At 42.8% G+C, this 20036-nt stretch carries 21 protein-coding genes and 1 pseudogene; 4 read left to right on the forward strand and 18 right to left on the reverse strand.

Translation table 11 applies throughout. The features are described from left to right. Positions 1-134 precede the first annotated feature (134 nt). The 11 genes from ndk to trmJ all read right to left on the reverse strand — a co-directional run bounded on the left by ndk (position 135) and on the right by trmJ (position 8856). A complete protein-coding gene (ndk, locus tag GFB47_RS08745) occupies positions 135-566 on the reverse strand; it encodes a nucleoside-diphosphate kinase (RefSeq protein ID WP_153447640.1) in 432 nt (143 codons plus the stop codon). 62 nt (positions 567-628) lie between these two features. After that, positions 629-1924: an aminopeptidase PepB gene (gene pepB / locus GFB47_RS08750; protein ID WP_153447641.1), complete on the reverse strand. Its 1296-nt coding sequence runs from the start codon at positions 1922-1924 to the stop codon at positions 629-631. Between the two features lie 318 nt (positions 1925-2242). Continuing rightward, the gene (gene iscX, locus GFB47_RS08755; RefSeq protein WP_153447642.1) at positions 2243-2440 is read right to left on the reverse strand and encodes a Fe-S cluster assembly protein IscX; all 198 of its coding nucleotides are present in this window, start codon (positions 2438-2440) and stop codon (positions 2243-2245) included. 17 nt (positions 2441-2457) lie between these two features. Next, positions 2458-2796, reverse strand: coding sequence for an ISC system 2Fe-2S type ferredoxin (gene fdx, locus GFB47_RS08760; RefSeq protein WP_153447643.1), 339 nt, complete (start codon positions 2794-2796; stop codon positions 2458-2460). Positions 2797-2845: 49 nt separating this feature from the next. Further along, on the reverse strand, positions 2846-4696 hold the full coding sequence (gene hscA / locus GFB47_RS08765) for a Fe-S protein assembly chaperone HscA (protein WP_153447644.1): 1851 nt from the start codon (positions 4694-4696) through the stop codon (positions 2846-2848). Between the two features lie 30 nt (positions 4697-4726). After that, positions 4727-5242 (reverse strand): co-chaperone HscB, encoded by a 516-nt coding sequence (hscB, locus tag GFB47_RS08770; RefSeq protein WP_153447645.1) that lies wholly within the window; start codon positions 5240-5242, stop codon positions 4727-4729. A 126-nt stretch (positions 5243-5368) separates the two neighbouring features. Next, positions 5369-5692, reverse strand: a complete 324-nt coding sequence (gene iscA / locus GFB47_RS08775; RefSeq protein ID WP_153447646.1) for an iron-sulfur cluster assembly protein IscA — start codon at positions 5690-5692, stop codon at positions 5369-5371. Between the two features lie 92 nt (positions 5693-5784). Then, entirely contained in the window at positions 5785-6165 is a 381-nt protein-coding gene (gene iscU, locus GFB47_RS08780) for a Fe-S cluster assembly scaffold IscU (protein ID WP_153447647.1), read from the reverse strand. 74 nt (positions 6166-6239) lie between these two features. After that, complete coding sequence (locus tag GFB47_RS08785) at positions 6240-7454, reverse strand: IscS subfamily cysteine desulfurase (protein ID WP_153447648.1); 1215 nt, start codon at positions 7452-7454, stop codon at positions 6240-6242. A 32-nt stretch (positions 7455-7486) separates the two neighbouring features. Then, entirely contained in the window at positions 7487-8011 is a 525-nt protein-coding gene (gene iscR / locus GFB47_RS08790; RefSeq protein ID WP_153447649.1) for a Fe-S cluster assembly transcriptional regulator IscR, read from the reverse strand. A gap of 104 nt (positions 8012-8115) precedes the next feature. After that, on the reverse strand, positions 8116-8856 hold the full coding sequence (gene trmJ / locus GFB47_RS08795; protein WP_153447650.1) for a tRNA (cytosine(32)/uridine(32)-2'-O)-methyltransferase TrmJ: 741 nt from the start codon (positions 8854-8856) through the stop codon (positions 8116-8118). A gap of 195 nt (positions 8857-9051) precedes the next feature. On the opposite strand from trmJ, the gene suhB reads away from it, so the two are divergent. Further along, the gene (gene suhB / locus GFB47_RS08800; protein ID WP_153447651.1) at positions 9052-9855 is read left to right on the forward strand and encodes an inositol-1-monophosphatase; all 804 of its coding nucleotides are present in this window, start codon (positions 9052-9054) and stop codon (positions 9853-9855) included. Between the two features lie 284 nt (positions 9856-10139). Here the strand turns inward: suhB and secF are convergent, their stop codons facing one another. The 5 genes from secF to queA form a co-directional block, all read right to left on the reverse strand. Continuing rightward, positions 10140-11090 (reverse strand): protein translocase subunit SecF, encoded by a 951-nt coding sequence (gene secF, locus GFB47_RS08805; RefSeq protein WP_153447652.1) that lies wholly within the window; start codon positions 11088-11090, stop codon positions 10140-10142. A 9-nt stretch (positions 11091-11099) separates the two neighbouring features. Next, positions 11100-12950: a protein translocase subunit SecD gene (gene secD / locus GFB47_RS08810; RefSeq protein WP_153447653.1), complete on the reverse strand. Its 1851-nt coding sequence runs from the start codon at positions 12948-12950 to the stop codon at positions 11100-11102. 104 nt (positions 12951-13054) lie between these two features. Beyond that, a complete protein-coding gene (gene yajC, locus GFB47_RS08815; RefSeq protein WP_153447654.1) occupies positions 13055-13390 on the reverse strand; it encodes a preprotein translocase subunit YajC in 336 nt (111 codons plus the stop codon). A gap of 135 nt (positions 13391-13525) precedes the next feature. Then, on the reverse strand, positions 13526-14671 hold the full coding sequence (gene tgt / locus GFB47_RS08820; RefSeq protein ID WP_153447655.1) for a tRNA guanosine(34) transglycosylase Tgt: 1146 nt from the start codon (positions 14669-14671) through the stop codon (positions 13526-13528). Positions 14672-14759: 88 nt separating this feature from the next. Then, a complete protein-coding gene (queA, locus tag GFB47_RS08825; protein WP_153447656.1) occupies positions 14760-15812 on the reverse strand; it encodes a tRNA preQ1(34) S-adenosylmethionine ribosyltransferase-isomerase QueA in 1053 nt (350 codons plus the stop codon). A gap of 304 nt (positions 15813-16116) precedes the next feature. Between queA and GFB47_RS08830 the strand changes: the two are divergent. Then, positions 16117-16571 (forward strand): annotated as a pseudogene (locus tag GFB47_RS08830) (CBS domain-containing protein). 19 nt (positions 16572-16590) lie between these two features. Here GFB47_RS08830 and GFB47_RS08835 read toward each other — a convergent pair. Continuing rightward, positions 16591-17496, reverse strand: coding sequence for a hydrogen peroxide-inducible genes activator (locus tag GFB47_RS08835; protein ID WP_153447657.1), 906 nt, complete (start codon positions 17494-17496; stop codon positions 16591-16593). A 198-nt stretch (positions 17497-17694) separates the two neighbouring features. Here GFB47_RS08835 and GFB47_RS08840 point away from each other — a divergent pair, with 198 nt between their 5' ends. Together GFB47_RS08840 and GFB47_RS08845 are read left to right on the forward strand one after the other, a co-directional pair. Then, positions 17695-18306: a peroxiredoxin gene (locus GFB47_RS08840; RefSeq protein ID WP_153447658.1), complete on the forward strand. Its 612-nt coding sequence runs from the start codon at positions 17695-17697 to the stop codon at positions 18304-18306. A gap of 150 nt (positions 18307-18456) precedes the next feature. Then, on the forward strand, positions 18457-19194 hold the full coding sequence (locus GFB47_RS08845) for a copper homeostasis protein CutC (protein WP_153447659.1): 738 nt from the start codon (positions 18457-18459) through the stop codon (positions 19192-19194). Positions 19195-19333: 139 nt separating this feature from the next. Here the strand turns inward: GFB47_RS08845 and phoU are convergent, their stop codons facing one another. Beyond that, entirely contained in the window at positions 19334-20035 is a 702-nt protein-coding gene (gene phoU, locus GFB47_RS08850) for a phosphate signaling complex protein PhoU (protein ID WP_153447660.1), read from the reverse strand. Between the last annotated feature and the right edge of the window lies 1 nt (position 20036).

The raw sequence follows: 20036 nt of genomic DNA on the forward strand, positions 1-20036 counted from the left end.
CTTTGCTTGCAACTTAAACATTATGGTTTGCAACTTAAAAACGGTTGGTTTGCAACTTTAAAGCAGGTCGAGTACCGCTTAAAAAACAAAAAGAGACCCATTGGCCTCTTTAAGTATAGTGCATGTTTGAGTGACTACTTTGTGCGCGGGCAAATTTCAGCTTGCGGAAAAAAGAACTCAATTTCACGCGCCGCTGACTCCTGACTATCGGAACCATGCACCGAATTATAACGCATGCTAAGTGCATAATCAGCACGAATGGTGCCACAAGCCGCTTCTTCAGGATTAGTTTTTCCCATTAGTTCGCGGTAACGTATGATCGCATTTTCGCCTTCCAACACTTGAACCATAACCGGCCCTGATGTCATAAACTCTTTTAAACCATCAAAGAAGGGTTTACCTTCATGTTCAGCATAAAAACCGCTTGCTTGAGCATCGGTCAAATGCAGCATTTTAGCCGCCACAATCGACAGTCCCGCTTTTTCAAAACGATGATAAATCTCACCAATTAAATTGCGCTCGACCGCATCGGGCTTAATAATTGAAAACGTTCTTTCCGTAGCCATAATTTATGTCCTATTTAATTTATTATCGTTAAGAGAGGATCGCTCCTCTCCTTGTCAGAAAATTATTTCGCTTGTTCAATTAACAGCCCAGCTAAGGTTCTTACGCCCATACCGGTTGCGCCTGCCGACCATTTGTCACTGCTGGTTTTACGGTAAGTACCCGCGCAATCAAAGTGCAACCAGCCTTTTTTATAATCCTCAACAAAATACGACAAGAAAGCGGCTGCCGTACTAGCGCCTGGAGAATAACCTCCCGCTGAGATGTTAGACATATCGGCGAAATTAGACGGCAGCATCTTGCGGTGAAAGTCTTCCACCGGTAATTGCCATAGACCTTCTGATTCTACTTTGGCTTGTTTCAGTGCTTTTTGCGCCAATTTATCATCAAACGATAATAAAGCGTGATAGTCATTGCCAAGTGCATTTTTAGCTGCGCCGGTTAAGGTGGCGCAATCAATAATAAGCTTAGGGTTTTGCTCGCTGGCGTACATGAGACCATCGGCTAACACCAAGCGACCTTCGGCATCGGTATTCATCACTTCAACCGTCTTACCATTCTTATATGTGATCACATCACCCAGCTTTAACGCGCGACCAGAGATCATGTTTTCTGCGCAGCATAAGATCAGTTTGACACGCTTGTTTAAGCCGCGAGTAATCGCTAACGCTAAACCGCCCGCAATGGTGCCCGCTCCGCCCATATCGGCTTTCATTGAATCCATAAAGCCAGAGCCTTTGATGCTGTAACCACCGGAATCAAACGTGATCCCTTTACCGACTAAACAAGCAAACACTGGTGCGTTGTCATCACCGGTTGGGTTAAAGTCCAGTTGCAACATGGCAGAGGTGCGCTCAGAGCCACGACCTACAGCATAAATTCCATTCCAACCTTCGGTCAGCAGATCTTTATCTTTCACGATGCGGTAGCTTACACTGCCTTGTGGTGCAATAGACTTAATGAACTCGCCAGCCATGGTCGCCAATTGACGTGGCGCCACTTCTTCAGCGCTTTTATTGATAATATCGCGCACCCAATCGGTAGTTTTGATCCGCGCTTCAAGCTCGGTTTGTTGAGCAGCGTCTAATGCAGGCCAAGTAATTGGGTTACCTTGTTTCGATGAACGGTAACCTTGTACAAATGCCCAGATTTTCTCTAAATCCCAACCTTCACCGCTAAGTTCAATGTGCTTAAGACCTTGAGCGTCTAATTTACGTGCTGCACGCTGCACCGCATCGATATCGGTTGCAGAAGTTATGTGAATAACTGCGCCATTTTCATCAAAAGATAGCAGCGCTTTTTCACCCCATTGTGGCAAAGCGGCTTGTTGTGTAATTGAAACCAACATAGATGTAGACATTTCGACTCCTTTCTCACTTTAATGTGGCTTGAGTAGCCAAGAGAATTAATAGGTGAATGTAAAAAACTGAGAACTATCATAATGGATTTTTACTGATTTAACATGAAAACGGCAAGAGACTTGTGCACTAAATAGCATAAAAGCCTCCGAAGAGGCTTTAATTGGCGTAACAAGATATTGACTCATGCAATGATTGATTAAAGTGCCATCAAAATGGATTACCTTTCAACGACAACTGATCAATGACCAGCAAAATCAGCAATCAACGACAATCAACGACAATCAAAGTCATTGAAGTGACTATCCAGCGAATAAAACTTAAACTTCATCCAACCAGCACAATAAAATCGCTTCGAGAATTTTCTCATTTGACTTATTAGGCTGATCATCAAACTCTTCAAGTTCGGTGATCCATTGATGCATATCGGTAAAACGAACTGTGGTTGGATCTAAATCCGGAAACTTCTCATACAGTTCGATCGCGATATCTTGTGAATCAGACCATTTTAATCCCATAACCCTATCCTTTTGGTTTAATGTTTTTCTGATGCTAGGTTGATGGTGTAACGAGGGATCTCAACCACCAGATCTTGATCTTCGACTAATGCTTGGCAACCTAAACGAGACTCAGGCTCTAAACCCCATGCTTTATCTAGCATGTCGTCTTCAAGTTCTTCGCTTTCTTCTAATGAATCAAAACCTTCACGAATAATGATGTGACAAGTGGTACAGGCACAAGATTTTTCACACGCATGCTCAATACCAATTCCATTTTTTAACGCCACATCCAGTACTGACTCGCCTTTTTTCGCTTCTAATACCGCGCCTTCTGGGCATAATTCTTCATGTGGTAGTACAACAATCTTAGGCATAATCCATCCTACTCTAATTATTTAATTGGTATTTATTATTCAATTGGTGTTATAGGTTATCCACTGATTGGCCAGACAGCGCCGCTCGAATTGATACATCCATACGACGAGAAGCAAAATCTTGGCTCGCTTTATCGGTATCTTTAATGCCTTGTTCAATCGCATCGGCATCGGTGCCATTACGCAAACCAATCAACACTTTCAATGAGCCTTCAATCGCTTGATATTCTTCAACACTGAGTAATTGCTCGCCGTTTTCTTGTAATGCCACCAGCAAGCCTTCAATCACGCGGTCTGCTTCGACTTTTTGTTCCGCTAGCGCTCGAGTCTGCATATCTTGTTTAGCATGAGTCATTGATGCTTTAAGCATGTCGGCGATTTCATTGTCGCTTAAACCATACGATGGTTTAACTTGAATATCCGCTTGCACGCCGGTACTTTTTTCCATCGCGGTGACCGATAGTAAGCCATCGGCATCGACTTGATAAGTTACGCGAATATGCGCTGCGCCCGCTTTCATTGGCGGAATACCACGCAAAGTAAACTGCGCTAAAGAGCGACAATCCCCGACCATTTCACGTTCACCTTGAGCTACATGCACCAACATTGCGGTTTGACCGTCTTTAAAAGTGGTAAATTCTTGTGCTTTGGCAACGGGAATAGTGGTGTTACGTGGAATGATTTTCTCCACTAAACCTCCCATGGTTTCGATCCCAAGTGACAATGGGATCACATCCAGTAATAGCATGTCAGAATCGGGCTTATTACCGATTAAGATATCCGCTTGAATACCGGCGCCAATCGCGACCACTTCATCTGGATTAATGCTGGTTAATGGCGTTTGACCAAAGAAGTCACCGACCATATTCCGCACCAATAATGTGCGAGTCGAACCGCCGACCATCACCACTTCGGCAACTTCATCGACGCTAACTTCAGCATCTTTTAAAGCGCGGCGACATGATAAAAGTGTTTTTTTCACTAACGGTTGGATCAAGTGTTCAAATTGCTCACGAGTCAAGGTAATGAAAGTACCAAGCACATCAACTTGAACTTGGGCTTGTTGTGATAATTCAACTTTGGCTTGGGTCGCCGCATCCAGTAGAACTCGATGTTGCTCGGCGCTTAACTGCTGTTTAATATCAGCCTGTTGCTTGAAAAAATCGACAATAAGATCATCAAAATCATCACCACCAAGCGCAGAGTCACCACCTGTGGCTAGCACTTCAAATACGCCTTTAGATAAACGCAATAATGAAATATCAAAGGTACCACCGCCAAGATCGTAGACTGCAATGACACCTTCTTGACCTGAATCTAAACCATAAGCGATTGCCGCCGCTGTCGGCTCGTTGAGTAAGCGTAAAACTTTGAGACCCGCTAATTCAGCCGCATCTTTGGTACCGGCACGTTGGGCATCATCAAAATAAGCGGGAACAGTAATCACCACGCCTTCTAATTCATGAGCTAAGACTTTCTCTGCTCGCGCTGCTAATGACTTTAATATTTCACTCGAGATTTGGATAGGATTTACCTGACCAGTTGGTACTTCAATTAAAGGCAAGCCATTGTCGCTGGCTTTAAATTGGTAAGGTAAGGTGGTGTAGCGTGTTTGAATATCCGCCAAAGAACGACCGATTAAACGTTTTGCCGAGCTAATAGTATGAATAGGGTTGCTTTGCGCCAATGCTTTAGCCGCATGGCCCACTACAATATTTTGCTCACCGTAATTGACAACAGAAGGAAGAATGGTTTGCTGATTTTCATCGGCTAAAGGGGTGCAACTTCCACTGCGCACAGCGGCAACTAATGAATTGGTGGTACCGAGATCGATACCGACGGCAAATTTATGTTGATGAGGTGCAGCGCTTTGTCCTGGTTCGGCAATTTGAAGTAACATGGTATTACTCGGTCCTTTTATCTTGGCCTATTAACCCAGCAGTTTATCTTCTAACTGCTCAATTTCGAGGCGTAATTTATTGACAAACTTAAGTTTTCTTACGCTATCAGCCGCAACATTCCAATCTTGATTAATTAATTGTTGTTGTAATTGTTCGATTTGCTGCTGATACATGGCTTGAATTTTACTATCAAAATCAACTAATGCGCTATCAGGATCACGAGAATGCGAAATATCTTCAAGTGTTTCGCGTAATTCCATTTGCTCCATTAGAAAAGCGGGATCACTCATCGTTTGTTGTTCGCCACGAATATCTACGCCTTGTAAAGCGAGTATGTATTCGGCGCGATTTAAAGGGTGTTTTAAGGTTTGATAAGCATCATTTATTTCAGTTGCTTTTTGCACTGACATCAGACGATCGCGCTCTGAGGCAGACGCGAATTTATCAGGGTGGAATTGGCGTTGCAGATCTCTAAACTTATCCGATAGCTGATTTTTATCTAAATCGAACTGATTAGACAGGCCAAATAATTCAAAGTGATTCATAATGCGGCTTCTTTTGAACTGAGAGATAAAACCAAACCGCCGCTCGTTGTCATCATAAACTACCGGCTGTCATAATAAGATGAATAAAAACAGTTAAATGTTCAAGCTTTTAGATGTTAGAAGCTGCTAGACATTAAAGCTTTCGCCACAACCACACTCACCTTTTACATTCGGGTTATTAAACTTAAAGCCCTCATTTAAGCCTTCTTTGGCAAAATCGAGTTCAGTACCATCAAGATAAACTAAGCTTTTTGGATCAATAATGATTTTAACACCATCATGTTCAAATACTTGATCTTCTTCATTGAGTGCATCGACAAACTCAAGTACATACGCCATACCAGAACATCCCGTGGTTCTTACTCCTAAGCGTAAACCTAGACCTTTCCCGCGGTTTTCTAAAAATGTTCTTACGCGACCTGCTGCCGCATCTGTCATGGTAATGGCCATACTTCAACCTTGTGTAGTTTCAATCAATATAAGTAAAAATAAAACGAGTAAAGAATAAGGGAAGATAATCACCTTCCCTCACTAAACCAGTCTTACTGATGTTTCTTTTTGTAATCGGATACCGCTGCTTTGATCGCATCTTCTGCTAAAATTGAGCAGTGTACTTTCACTGGTGGTAGTGCCAATTCTTCAGCAATTTCAGAGTTTTTGATTGATGCTGCTTCATCTAAACTTTTACCTTTCACCCATTCAGTGACCAGTGAGCTTGATGCAATAGCAGAACCACAACCATAAGTTTTGAATTTCGCATCTTCGATAATGCCTTCTGGTGATACTTTAATTTGCAGTTTCATTACGTCACCACAAGCTGGAGCACCAACCATACCGCTACCGATAGATGGATCTTCTTTATCAAAAGAACCGACGTTACGTGGGTTCTCATAATGTTCAATTACTTTTTCGCTATACGCCATAATATTGTCCTCAAATCCTTGCTACTGAGGTTGGAATGATCGATACCATATCCAACCTAAGTCGATAATTAGTATTAGTGATGTGCCCACTCAACCGTGTTCAAATCAACCCCTTCCTTGTACATATCCCAAAGTGGTGACATATCACGGAGCTTTGTTACGGCAACAATGATCTGCTCAACCGCGTAATCAATTTCTTCTACGGTAGTGAAGCGACCAAATGAGAAACGAACTGAGCTATGCGCTAATTCATCTTCTAAACCAAGTGCACGTAAAACATACGATGGCTCTAGGCTAGCTGAAGTACAAGCAGAGCCCGATGATACTGCTAAGTCTTTTAATGCCATCAACAATGATTCACCTTCAACGAAAGCAAAGCTAATGTTGAGGTTGTTTGGTAAGCGCTGTTCTAAATCACCATTAATGGTTAACGCCTCCATGTCTTTCAAGCCATTAAGCAAACGGGTACGCAGCATTAATGCGTGATCGTAATCTTGTTGCATTTCTTGTTTAGCAATCGCAAAGGCTTCGCCCATACCCACGATTTGGTGAGTAGGAAGAGTGCCTGAACGGAAACCACGCTCATGACCACCACCGTGCATTTGCGCTTCAAGGCGAACGCGAGGCTTGCGGCTAACATATAATGCGCCAATGCCTTTCGGGCCATAAATTTTGTGTGCTGAGAATGAGATCAAATCCACTTTCAACTGCTGTACGTCGATGGGTAATTTACCCGCAGATTGTGCTGCATCCATGTGGAAGATGATTTTGCGTTCACGACACATGTCGCCAATCGCGTTAACATCTTGCACCACACCGATTTCATTATTCACATGCATGATAGACACTAATACCGTATCTTCACGCAGTGCCGCTTGCAGTTTTTTCAGATCAATTAAGCCATTGGTTTCAGGCTCAAGATACGTCACGTCAAAACCTTCACGCTCTAGTTGGCGGCATGGATCAAGCACGGCTTTGTGCTCGGTTTTGCAGGTAATGATGTGCTTGCCTTTCTTACCGTAAAAGTGCGCCGCACCTTTAATCGCTAAGTTGTCTGATTCAGTTGCGCCCGAGGTAAAGACAATTTCACGCGGGTCTGCATTGATAAGCTCGGCGATTTGGTCACGCGCATGATCGACAGCTTCTTCTGCTTGCCAACCAAAACGGTGCGAGCGAGAGGCTGGATTACCAAAATTGCCATCCATCGTCATACATTGAACCATTTTGTCGGCGACGCGAGGATCAACTGGACAAGTTGCTGAATAGTCAAAATAAATAGGCAGTTTCATTCTTTACTCCAATGTAAAAACGTATTGCTCACTTAGACGCGAGCATTCATACCGATAGTTTTAGATTTTGTCTGTTCTTTGGCATTAATATTCTTATTACCAAAGCCATTATTGACTACCAGCTCTATGTTTTGGCGTTCTGTAATATCTTGAATTTCATTATTCTTCATTAATTCGCCTAAGGTGATCCCATCAAGGAAGTCACTAATACGGGCACTTAAATCATGCCATAACGTATGAGTAAGACAGCGCACACCACCTTGGCAATCGCCCTTACCGTGACACTTAGTCGCATCGACCGATTCGTCAACCGCGGCAATCACTGCGCCAACCACAATATCGTCAGCATTGATCCCAAGTCGGTAACCGCCACCGGGGCCACGAACACTGGCTACTAATCCGGCTTTACGCAAGCGAGAGAATAGTTGCTCTAAATAAGATAATGAAATCCCTTGTCGCTCTGAAATATCAGCCAGCGGAACCGGTCCATCGCTAGAATGTAATGCTACATCCAGCATTGCCGTTACCGCATATCTTCCTTTTGATGTCAGTCTCATATTGCCTCGTACCCACAGTAAGCATGTGGATAATATAGTCACATACCCGAGCAAATCAGTCAACTATTTATTTGACTGATTTACTCAGGTATTGGCGCTATGATTTAATTAGATTTATCATCATTTGAGGTCGATTTTTCGATCGCGGTTAATACTCCTCGCAACATATTTAACTCTTGTTGCTCTAGGCGAGCACGGCTAAATAAGCGACGGAATTTATTCATTACTAAATTAGGCTTATCTTTAGATATAAACTGGGTGCTATACAACACTTTTTCAAGGTGCTGATAAAACATTTCTAATTCTTTATTACGCGGGTAGGCTTCTTGTTCTGATTGCGGGTAAGCCGACGTTTGCCAATCTAAAAATGCAACTCGAATTTCATAGCTGATGGTTTGCACCGCCATCGCAAGATTAAGCGAACTGTACTCAGGGTTAGCTGGAATACAAACATGGAAATGACACATTTGTAGCTCTTCATTGGTTAGCCCAGTACGTTCACGGCCAAACACAATCGCCACTTTGCCTTTTTGGCCTTCTTCGACAAATTTCTTACCACACTCTCGTGGTTCAAGCATTGGCCATTCCAGGGTGCGAGAACGGGCACTTGATCCTACCACCAGCACACAATCTTCGATCGCTTCTTCTAGTGTTTCTACCACTACGGCATTTTGAGCCACATCGGCGGCGCCAGAAGCCAGCGAACGGGTTTGTTCATCCACCTGGCATTGCGGCGCGACTAAAACCATTTCTGTTAGCCCCATGACTTTCATTGCACGAGCAGCTGAACCAATATTGCCTGGATGGGAAGTACCAACTAAAATGACTTTAACGTTCTCTAACATGACTCTATTCACCCTTTAAAATTTTGTGCAAATCATACCACACTCGGTCTGAAATATACTCGCTTGCATTACATTGTGATTGCTGAATCTAAGGATTCACTCTGGCAGCGCAAAAAATAGACACTTTCTATTTGGAAAAACTCTGGTATACTTCACGCCGCTTTTTCGTTCTTTAACATCCGTTGGGAAAATCTTATGCATCCTATGCTAAACATTGCGATTCGTGCTGCACGAATAGCTGGCAATCATATTGCTAAATCTGCAGAAAACACCGATAAAATTGAGGCGACTCAAAAAGGTCAACACGACTACGTCACCAATATCGATCAAGAAGCAGAGCAACTGATCATCGATACCATTAAAAAATCTTACCCAGATCATTGCATCGTGGGTGAAGAAACGGGTTCTATCGAAGGTAAAGACACTGATGTACAATGGATTATCGACCCACTGGATGGCACCAATAACTTTGTAAAAGGTTTACCACACTTTGCAGTTTCTATCGCAGTTCGTATGCGCGGCAGAACAGAAGTCGCTTGTGTTTACGATCCAATTCGTAATGAGCTATTCACAGCTCAACGTGGTTCTGGCGCACAATTAAACAACGCTCGTCTACGTATCAATCCAATTAAAGATTTAAATGGTGCTGTTCTTGCAACTGGTTTCCCGTTTAAACAAAAACAACACGCTGAAAGCTACATTAAAATCGTTGGCGCTCTATTTAATGAGTGTTCTGATTTCCGTCGTACAGGCTCTCCTGCTCTTGATTTATGTTACTTAGCCGCTGGCCGTGTTGACGGTTACTTCGAGCTAGGTCTTAAGCCTTGGAATATGGCTGCTGCTGAGTTGATCGCTCGCGAATCTGGCGCAATCTTAACTGATTTTGCTGGCGGCACTAACTACCTTGCAACGGGTAACATTGTTGCTTCAAGCCCACGCGGAGTGAAGAGCATTCTTAAGCACATCCGTGAACATGCTAACGAAGGCATGCAGAAGTAATCAACTTCTAAAATAAACATCATAACGCCGAGACTTCAATTAGAAGCCTCGGCGTTTTTTTATGCTTAATATCAGGTAATAATTAATATTTGATCTATTTGAATACGCCGAAAAGACACTGAGCCGTCCTTGGTCGCTTGAGAAAAGGCCATCCATGACCTTTGACACTTTTCTCTGTACTCAATTTTGAACGATCATTAAATTTATGGAATGGCTATAAAAAAGGCTTTGAGATCGCTCTCAAAGCCTTTTTTCATCAAGTCTCAATCTAGCTAAGTCAATGCTTAACGCATGATCTCATCTTGATCGGCACCTTCTTTCTCTATTTGCGTTGGCATTAAATGCTCACGCGTTAGACCCAGTTTCAATGCAAGAGACGAGGCAACATAGATAGAAGAGTAAGTACCAACGGTAATACCCAATAGTAACGCCAGTGCGAAACCATGAATATTAGCGCCGCCTTTAGTAAACAAGGCGATAACCACAAACAAAGTGGTACCAGAAGTAATTAAGGTACGGCTTAATGTTTGAGTGATGGAATGGTTCATGATGTCACCCGGAATACCATTTCGCATTTTACGGAAGTTTTCACGGATCCGGTCAAATACTACGATGGTATCATTGAGTGAGTAACCGACCACGGTCAGCAACGCTGCCACGATGGTTAAATCAATTTCAATTTGCAACGCTGAGAATATCCCTAACGTGATGGTGACATCGTGCGCCAATGCTAATACCGCACCCGCTGATAAACGCCATTCAAAACGCATAGAAACATACATCAAGATACAAAGTAATGAGATTAAAATCGCTAAACCACCCGCTTCTGCTAATTCACCACCGACATTAGGTCCTACGAATTCGATACGTTTTAATTCAACTTCATCACCGCTGCCTTTTTTAACAGAAGCAAGAACTTGATTACCAATCACTTCGCCTTTAGTACCTTCACGCGGACGTAAACGAACCATTACATCGTGCGCCGAACCAAAATTTTGCACCGTAGCATCGGCAAAACCATCATTGGTCAAAGCTTCACGAATTTTAGGTAAATCCGCTGGATGTTGGAAGGTCACTTCAATCAGAGTCCCGCCAGTAAAGTCTAAACCCCAGTTGAACCAATTAGTTGCAATCGAGTATAACGACGCGGCGATCATTAATCCTGAGAATGCAAAGGCAAACTTTGACCAACGCATAAAGTCGATCGCTTTGTTTGCTTTCAATATTTGAAACATAACTTTTCCTTAGATCGACAGTTTCTTAAGATTACGTTTACGTCCGTACAGTAAATTAACCACACAACGAGTGCCGATAATGGCAGTAAACATTGAAGTCAAAATACCAATCGATAGCGTAACCGCGAAACCTTTAATCGCACCGGTACCCACAGCAAACAAGATGATTGCTGTGATTAAGGTGGTGATATTGGCATCGGCAATGGTGCTGAATGCATTCGCGTAGCCTTGGTGAATCGCTTGTTGAGGACTGCGTCCTTCTTTTAGCTCTTCACGTATCCTCTCAAAGATCAGAACATTGGCATCAACCGCCATCCCCACCGTCAAGACAATACCTGCTATACCTGGCAAGGTCATAGTTGCTCCTGGGATTAATGACATAATACCAATGATAAGTACTAAGTTTGCCATCAATGCCATATTGGCAATCAGACCAAATGCGCGGTAGTAAAGCAGCGTAAATAGCATTACTGCAACCATACCCCAAACACACGCTTGAATACCCATATCGATATTCTGTTGACCCATAGATGGACCAATGGTGCGTTCTTCAACAATCGAGATTGGCGCAATCAAAGCACCAGCACGAAGTAGCAAGGCTAAATTATGCGCTTCTGCAGGTGAATCAATACCGGTAATACGGAAGCTTCGGCCTAACGCAGATTGAATCGTCGCTTGGTTGATCACTTCTTCATGTTTCGCTAATACCACTTTGCCTTCCGGCGTGCGGCGTCCGCTATCTTTATATTCGGTAAAGATGGTTGCCATCAACTTGCCAATATTCTTTTTAGAGAAGTCAGACATTTTACTGCCCCCTTCACTGTCTAAAGAAATATTCACTTGAGGACGACCATATTCATCGGCGCTTGAACTTGCATCAGTGATGCTTGAACCGCCAAGAATAACGCGTTTTTTCACTACGGCAGGGCGACCATTTTTGTCGAATTTAACTTCACTGCCTGGTGGCACACGACCTTCGGCTGCTGAGGCTAAATCGGCTTTGTCGTCCACTTCGCGGAACTCAAGTGTTGCGGTCGCGCCTAAAATTTCTTTAGCACGAGCGGTATCTTGCACACCTGGCAATTCCACCACGATGCGACTTGCACCTTGACGTTGAACTAATGGTTCAGCAACACCTAATTCATTTACACGGTTACGCAAGATAGTGATATTTTGCTCAACGGCGTAGTTACGAATTTCAGTCATACGCGCTTCGGTGAAGGTCGCGACTAACGCATTGTTGTCCCCTTCAGCAAATTGCATATCACGATGTTTTGTTGTTAATAATGTTTTGGCTTGATCGCGTTGTTCTTCATTACGTAGAACAATTTCAACGCCATCTTTAACAGCAGGACGAATAGCACGGTAACGAATGCGATCTTCACGTAATTCACTACGGAAAGATTCTTCTTGTTGCCCAACCAGTTTCTCCATTGCCGCGTCCATATCCACTTCCATTAAGAAGTGAACACCACCACGCAAATCAAGGCCGAGTTTCATTGGAGTCGCACCAATAGAATCAAGCCATCCCGGAGTTGCTGGTGCAAGGTTTAAAGCCACAATAAAATCTTTACCCATGGCTTGAGAGATCAAGTCACGAGCACTAATTTGAGTATCGGTACTTTTAAAACGGATCAAAACTGAGCCATTTTCTAGACCAATTGATTTGGTTTCGAGCTTATTTTCTTTTAATACGGTATTTAAAGAGTCTAGCGTTGACATGTCAACCGAGGCACCACGCGCCCCTGTGACTTGTACTGCAGGATCTTCACCGTAAATATTTGGAAGGGCATATAATGCACAAATGAGGATGGCAGCGACCACCATCAAATACTTCCATAACGGGTAACGGTTTAACACAGCAGGTATCCTTTAGCTGTTATAAAGAATAATCAATATCATAAAGCATCGATCAAGATAACCATTATTGTTGGTTATAATCATCGATGCTATAGAATGATCAATTAAAGAGACTTAAGCGTACCTTTAGGCAGTACCGCAGTAATGAAGTCTTTTTTAATCGTCACTTCATTGTTCTCGTTTAATGCTAATAGGATGTAGTCATTTTCATCAGAAACTTTTACGATTTTACCAATTAAACCACCATTGGTAAGCACTTCATCACCTTTAGACATTGATGCCATCAGTGTTTTATGGGCTTTCGCACGTTTTGCTTGTGGACGGTAAATCATAAAGTAGAAGATCACGGCAAACATGCCTAGCATGATAAACATTTCCATACCACCACCAGCTGGTGCTGCGCCGCCGGCTGCATGTGCTTGAGAAATAAATAAGCTCATTAAAATTTTCCTTCTTATAGATAGATATTAGATAATTGAATCAGTAATTGGGTTGCCCTAAGTGTTTTTCAATACAAAGGGCAAACTTAGTGACATTTAAAGTAACTAAGTGACTAAAAAAGCGAACAATCTCACTTATTTTTGATTTTCTCTTACTTCTTTTTGCATCGGTGGCACTTCACGATCACGTCGTGCATAAAATGCTTCCACAAATTCATCAAAACGGTTTTCATCAATCGCTAAGCGAATACTGGCCATTAAACGTTGATAATAACGCAGGTTGTGAATGGTATTTAAGCGAGCGCCTAAGATCTCATTACAACGATCGAGATGATGCAAATATGATTTAGAGTAATTCTTACAAGTGTAACAGTCACATTCTGGGTCAAGCGGCGAAGTGTCTGTTTTGTGGAATGCATTTCGGATTTTAACCACGCCACCTGTGACAAACAGATGCCCGTTACGCGCGTTACGAGTTGGCATTACACAATCAAACATATCAATACCGCGGCGTACACCTTCCACTAAATCTTCTGGTTTGCCAACTCCCATTAAGTAACGAGGTTTGTCTTGTGGAAGTTGTGGGCAAGTATGCTCCAGCATGTGGTGCATATCATCTTTCGGCTCACCAACCGCTAAACCACCGACGGCGTAACCATCAAAGCCAATATCGGTTAAGCCTTTAACAGATGCATCGCGTAAATCGCCATACACGCTACCTTGCACAATGCCAAATAAAGCATTCGGATTAGCTTGTTTATCGAAATGATCGCGGCTGCGTTGTGCCCAGCGCAATGACATTTCCATCGATTTTTTAGCTTCATCGTGAGTGGCTGGATATGGGGTACATTCATCGAAAATCATCACGATATCAGACCCTAAATCTTTTTGAATTTCCATCGACTTTTCAGCGTCCATGAAAATACGGTCACCATTTACAGGGTTACGAAAATGCACGCCCTCTTCGGTGATTTTGCGTGTTTTACCTAAGCTAAATACTTGGAAGCCGCCTGAATCGGTTAAGATCGGGCCTTGCCAATTCATAAAGTCATGCAAGTCGCCATGCAATTTCATGATTTCTTGACCAGGACGTAACCAAAGGTGAAAAGTATTACCCAGTAGGATTTCAGCGCCGGTATCTTTCACTTCTTCCGGTGTCATCCCTTTTACGGTGCCATAAGTGCCAACCGGCATAAAAGCAGGGGTTTCTACAGAGCCACGTTCAAACGTTAAACGTCCACGGCGGGCAACACCGTCTTTTTTAATTAGTTCGTATTTCACGAAACCTCCAAAATGTCGGAAAAACAGTCCAACGGATACTCATTACATGTTCATTTGTTTCGCCATTCAAGTGACGATTCAGCAAGAATTACGAATTTCGCTTAGTGACAAACATCGCATCACCATAACTGAAGAAGCGATATTGTTGTTGCACAGCATGCTGATAGGCGGCCATTACATTATCATAATTGGCAAAAGCACTAACGAGCATGATCAAAGTTGATTCAGGTAAATGAAAATTGGTGATTAAGACATCGACTAATTGATATTCATAACCTGGGAAAATAAAAATTTCGGTATCACCAAAAAATGGTACCAGCTCGGTGCCTTTTTGTTTGGCATCTTGAGCCGCGCTTTCAAGTGAGCGCACCGATGTAGTCCCGACTGCTATCACTCGTCCACCGCGCGCTTTAGTGGCGGCGATAGCATCAACCACCTCTTGCGGCACTTCAACGTATTCAGAATGCATGTGGTGATCGTTAATATCATCCACTCGCACCGGCTGGAATGTGCCAGCGCCAACATGCAAGGTGACATAAGCAAACTCCACCCCTTTGGCGGCAATTTTGTCTAAAAGTTGATTATCAAAATGCAAACCCGCAGTAGGAGCGGCGACCGCGCCAGGTTTTTTATTATAGACGGTTTGATAACGTTCTTTATCAGAGTCTTCATCGGGACGGTCAATATAAGGTGGCAGTGGCATGTGCCCCACCTCATTTAATACTTCCAACACCCCTTTATCACCATCAAAACGAATTTCGAATAAGGCATCATGACGGGCGATCATTTCAGCTTGGTATTGTTCATTCTCACCTAAAAAAAGGATATTACCCGGTTTAGGCGATTTAGACGCACGCACATGAGCAAGGATGGTTTTTTCATCCACCACGCGCTCAACTAACAACTCAAATTTACCACCAGATTGTTTACGACCGAACACTCGAGCCGGGATCACGCGCGTGTTGTTAAACACAATCAAATCACCTTCATTGACCAGATCCAGTACATCGGTAAATTGTCCATCGATCAGTTGCCCGCTATCACCATTTAATTGCAATAAACGACTAGCAGTACGTTGCGGCTGAGGATAACGAGCGATTAACTCATTCGGAAGGTCAAAATCAAAATCAGATACTTGCATGGTGATCACTTATGAAGGCAGTTTATTAAACAAACGAGGGGCTTAAAAATAAAGCGCTAGTATAGGCTTACCACCAGTAATATCAAGGTTTGTTCGGTGCTATCCTTTGAAAACAAGTCAGCATCTAACGATATAACATAAGGTTAAACACTCAATGTATTTACCTTTTATCATTTCAATATATTAATCCCAATAAAACCATAGCTTTTGAAAGGTTACTTTATACAAAAGGCCACCTTTCTCGCAGTTTTTGTTTAATGGTTCACTTATGATGAATTATCGACCGAAACAAAAGGAGTCTGGTATGTTTACTGTCGCCGATGTTATGACCGAAAAGCCTTATAATTTAAAGCGCTCGAACACATTACAAGATGCAAAAAACTTGATGAAAGAGCACGATATTAGGCACCTTCCTATTGTTGATAACGATATGCGCTTACTAGGCCTCATCACCCAAAGAGATATCCTTGCCGCGCAAGACTCAAATTTGAAAAAATCCACCGGACAGATTTCTTATACATTATCCACCCCTCTTGAGCGGATCATGAATAAAAAAGTCACTTCCATCAGTGCCACTGCAGGACTTAAAGAGTCCGCCCGTTATATGCAAACGCAAAAATACGGCTGTTTACCGGTCACGCTGAACCATAAATTAATTGGCATTATTCCGACACCGACTTTGTGACGGTGGCGATTCATTTGCTCGAAATCCAAGAAGACAGCATCTTAGAACCGATAGAAGAGTTTGACGATTTATAACGTCTTTTGATTACGGCCTTTATAATAAGCCTTCAACCACGGTTGCAAGTGCTTTAAAGGTTTCAATACGATTGGAACTCGGACGCCATACTAGGCCAATTTCACGGTAGGCACTGCGGCCCGGCGGCTCTATCACCACTAAATTTTGGTTGTTTAATAAACCATGCTCAATCGCCATTTGTGGAATGAAAGTGGTCCCTAAACCATTGGCGACCATTTGTACCAACGTGTGCAAACTGGTAGCTGAAAACGGGTTTATTTTTTCTCTTTTAGTAAGTTTACACGCTGAAACTGCGTGCTCGGTTAAGCAATGCTCATTTTCTAATAAGAATACCGATTCATCGGGCAAATCGTCATAACGAATAGGCGCTCTTATCACATCGGCTTGTTGGCGACTCATGATCATCCGAAACGGATCTTGCCCAACAATCTGACATTCCATTTCCGCAATATCGACCGGCATCGCCAGTATTAGCACATCCAACTCTCCATTACGCAGCGCTTTTAATAAGTTGGTGGTGGTATCTTCACGCAGCAACAAGGTGAGCTGTTGAAAACCTTGGTTGATCTCTTGAACTAAGTCTCCGAGTAAAAAAGGCGCGATGGTCGGAATACAACCGACTCTTAACTGCCCTTGCATATTGCCACTTTGGCACAGCGATCCAATTTCAAGTAAGTCTTGGCTTTTGGCGAGTAATTCACGCCCTTGGCGCACGACTTTTTCTCCCGCGAGAGTAAAAATCAACGGACTTTTTTTATCTTTTTTTTCAAACAAAGGGCAGCCAATTAATTCTTCAATATTTTGAATACCTTTACTTAAGGTTGATTGACTGACAAAGCAGCGTTCAGCCGCCTCACTAAAATGATGGGTCTCATGCAGAGTAATTAAATAATGTAATTGTTTTAAACTTGGCCATTTCGTCATAGTAAATTTCAATCATAATGAGGATAAGTTGAACGATGATCACAAATTTTTAATCATCGCTTTTTTCGATTAAGTTAATCGGTTTAATTCGCTTTTTTTCATACTACAACTTGTACTATAGTTTGTCTCGTTGAAACACATTCAAACACTGACGTTTAATGTGGATGTTTAAATTAAGCAAAATTTAGGAGCAATATAATGGTACTAGTAGGTCGTCAAGCCCCAGACTTTACAGCAGCAGCAGTTCTAGGTAACGGTGAGATTGTTGATGCATTCAACTTTGCAGATTTCACTAAAGGTAAAAAAGCGGTTGTGTTCTTCTACCCTCTAGATTTCACATTCGTTTGCCCATCTGAGCTGATTGCTTTTGATAAGCGTTTTGAAGATTTTAAAGCGAAAGGCGTTGAAGTGATCGGTGTTTCTATCGATTCACAATTCTCACATAACGCATGGCGTAAAACAGCTATCGCTGATGGCGGTATCGGTGAAGTAAAATACCCACTAGTTGCTGATGTTAAGCACGAAATCGTAAAAGCTTACGATGTTGAGCATCCAGAAGCTGGCGTGGCTTTCCGTGGTTCTTTCCTAATTGACGAAGACGGCACTGTACGTCACCAAGTTGTGAACGATCTTCCACTTGGCCGTAACATTGATGAAATGCTACGTATGGTTGATGCTCTAAACTTCCACCAGAAAAACGGTGAAGTTTGCCCAGCGCAATGGGAAGAAGGTAAAGCAGGCATGACGGGTTCTACCGAAGGTGTTGCTGCATACCTTTCTGAGCACTCAGAAGATCTAGGTAAAAAATAATTAAATCTAACGTTATTTAACCTAAGATTAATTTGATCCTAAACCTCGCCCAGTGCGAGGTTTTTTTTATCACACTTTTAACTCGCCCCTCTTTTCTCCGCTTTAATTGATTTATAATCCCCAACCTTGTTTCTTTGATTAAGTATTCCCATGACCATCCAACTTGAAGTTTGTATCGACAATATTGAATCTCTGCATAATGCCATTCAAGGCGGCGCCACTCGGATTGAATTGTGCTCTTCTCTGGCTTTAGGCGGCCTCACCCCAAGCGTTGGTTTTATGAAAGCCGCCGCTCAATTATCCAGCGTCCCCGTTTATGCCATGATAAGGCCACGCCAAGGAGACTTTCTATATAGCCAACAAGATCTTGAGATTATGCTTGATGATATTGCCAGCGCAAAGCAGGCGGGGCTTGATGGTGTGGTGTTTGGGGTTCTTACCGCGCAAGGCGATGTCGATATCGCAATAGCGCAACAATTAATGACCGCAGCCCAAGGTATGGGAACCACTTTCCATCGCGCCATCGATCAATGCCAAGATTATAAAGCGGCAATTGAAGCCATAGCAACATTAGGTTGTGAACGGATTTTAACGTCAGGATTGGCTGCCACTGCGCCACAAGGTATGGATGTGATTGCCGAGATGGTGAGATTAGCCAATGGCCGATTTTCAATTATGGCAGGCGCTGGGATGAACGCCGATAATGCAGCAAAAATGATTCAAGTAACCGGCATTAATGAAATACATCTTTCGGGTAAAACCACTCGTGCCAGTCACATGCAATTAATGGCAGACGCGGCCAAAATGGGCGCAGATAATGTCGATGACTTTGCGATTCCAGTCACCAGTTCACAAGCGATTAAAGCAGTCAAAAGCATAGTTAGTTAGGCTACCACCCAAAAGTATCACTCTATTCATATTGTTGATGGCGAAAAGTGTCAAAGAACATGGATGTTCTTTTCCAAGTGCCCATCGATGGTTTAAACGGCTTTTCGTCATTAACCATTATGGTTCGAGATTCATACTATCAATCCAAAAGAGACATCAGGTAGTGCGGATCATGTCTGACATCTTTACCTTCGACAAAATACACAATGTATTCGCAGATATTTTGACAACGATCCCCCACTCTTTGAATGGTATGGACACCTGACATAATTAACATCACTTTAGAAATTGATTCAGCATCTTGCTGCATAAATTCGATCAGTTGTTGGCGCAACATTTTATATTGCTGCTCGATATGTTGATCCATTTGATAAACTTGAGCAGCGGCTTTGATATCCATGCGCGCAAAGGCATCTAATACTTGGTGCAGCATATTAACCGCAATCCGGCCTAAGGCTTCTACTGCAATTAATAATTCCGATTGTTGGTGTGAAAACGCATCTTGCGCCACCCGAGCGATTCTTTTAGCCGCGTCACCTACTCGTTCTAAATCTGAAATGGTTTTAATAATGGCGAGCACCAAACGTAAATCACGCGCGGTTGGCTGACGTTTAGCGATGACTCGAGTGCAAGCCTCATCAATCGCCATTTCCATTTGATTCACTTTTTGATCGTCTTGATGGACTTTTTTTGCCAGTTGCATATCTTGCTTTAACAAAGCTTGTAGTGACAATGAGAACTGCTCTTCCACCAGCCCGCCCATTGCCAAAACGTGGGTTCGAAGGGATTCAAGCTCAAGATTAAATTGTTCTGATATATGACGCCCCAATTGCGTTTTCATC

The sequence above is a fragment of the Vibrio algicola genome, assembly GCF_009601765.2.
In the GTDB taxonomy this organism is placed as follows: domain Bacteria; phylum Pseudomonadota; class Gammaproteobacteria; order Enterobacterales; family Vibrionaceae; genus Vibrio; species Vibrio algicola.

Bases quoted from the DNA above. Each gene is read 5' to 3' on its own strand.
- iscR (WP_153447649.1), bottom strand. From the start codon at position 8,011: ATGAGACTGACATCAAAAGGAAGATATGCGGTAACGGCAATGCTGGAT.
- hscA (WP_153447644.1), bottom strand. From the start codon at position 4,696: ATGTTACTTCAAATTGCCGAACCAGGACAAAGCGCTGCACCTCATCAA.
- ndk (WP_153447640.1), bottom strand. From the start codon at position 566: ATGGCTACGGAAAGAACGTTTTCAATTATTAAGCCCGATGCGGTCGAG.
- GFB47_RS08785 (WP_153447648.1), bottom strand. From the start codon at position 7,454: ATGAAACTGCCTATTTATTTTGACTATTCAGCAACTTGTCCAGTTGAT.
- phoU (WP_153447660.1), bottom strand. From the start codon at position 20,035: ATGAAAACGCAATTGGGGCGTCATATATCAGAACAATTTAATCTTGAG.
- trmJ (WP_153447650.1), bottom strand. From the start codon at position 8,856: ATGTTAGAGAACGTTAAAGTCATTTTAGTTGGTACTTCCCATCCAGGC.
- secF (WP_153447652.1), bottom strand. From the start codon at position 11,090: ATGTTTCAAATATTGAAAGCAAACAAAGCGATCGACTTTATGCGTTGG.
- fdx (WP_153447643.1), bottom strand. From the start codon at position 2,796: ATGCCTAAGATTGTTGTACTACCACATGAAGAATTATGCCCAGAAGGC.
- iscU (WP_153447647.1), bottom strand. From the start codon at position 6,165: ATGGCGTATAGCGAAAAAGTAATTGAACATTATGAGAACCCACGTAAC.
- GFB47_RS08840 (WP_153447658.1), top strand. From the start codon at position 17,695: ATGGTACTAGTAGGTCGTCAAGCCCCAGACTTTACAGCAGCAGCAGTT.
- GFB47_RS08845 (WP_153447659.1), top strand. From the start codon at position 18,457: ATGACCATCCAACTTGAAGTTTGTATCGACAATATTGAATCTCTGCAT.
- iscA (WP_153447646.1), bottom strand. From the start codon at position 5,692: ATGGCCATTACCATGACAGATGCGGCAGCAGGTCGCGTAAGAACATTT.
- pepB (WP_153447641.1), bottom strand. From the start codon at position 1,924: ATGTCTACATCTATGTTGGTTTCAATTACACAACAAGCCGCTTTGCCA.
- queA (WP_153447656.1), bottom strand. From the start codon at position 15,812: ATGCAAGTATCTGATTTTGATTTTGACCTTCCGAATGAGTTAATCGCT.
- iscX (WP_153447642.1), bottom strand. From the start codon at position 2,440: ATGGGATTAAAATGGTCTGATTCACAAGATATCGCGATCGAACTGTAT.
- suhB (WP_153447651.1), top strand. From the start codon at position 9,052: ATGCATCCTATGCTAAACATTGCGATTCGTGCTGCACGAATAGCTGGC.
- hscB (WP_153447645.1), bottom strand. From the start codon at position 5,242: ATGAATCACTTTGAATTATTTGGCCTGTCTAATCAGTTCGATTTAGAT.
- GFB47_RS08835 (WP_153447657.1), bottom strand. From the start codon at position 17,496: ATGACGAAATGGCCAAGTTTAAAACAATTACATTATTTAATTACTCTG.
- yajC (WP_153447654.1), bottom strand. From the start codon at position 13,390: ATGAGCTTATTTATTTCTCAAGCACATGCAGCCGGCGGCGCAGCACCA.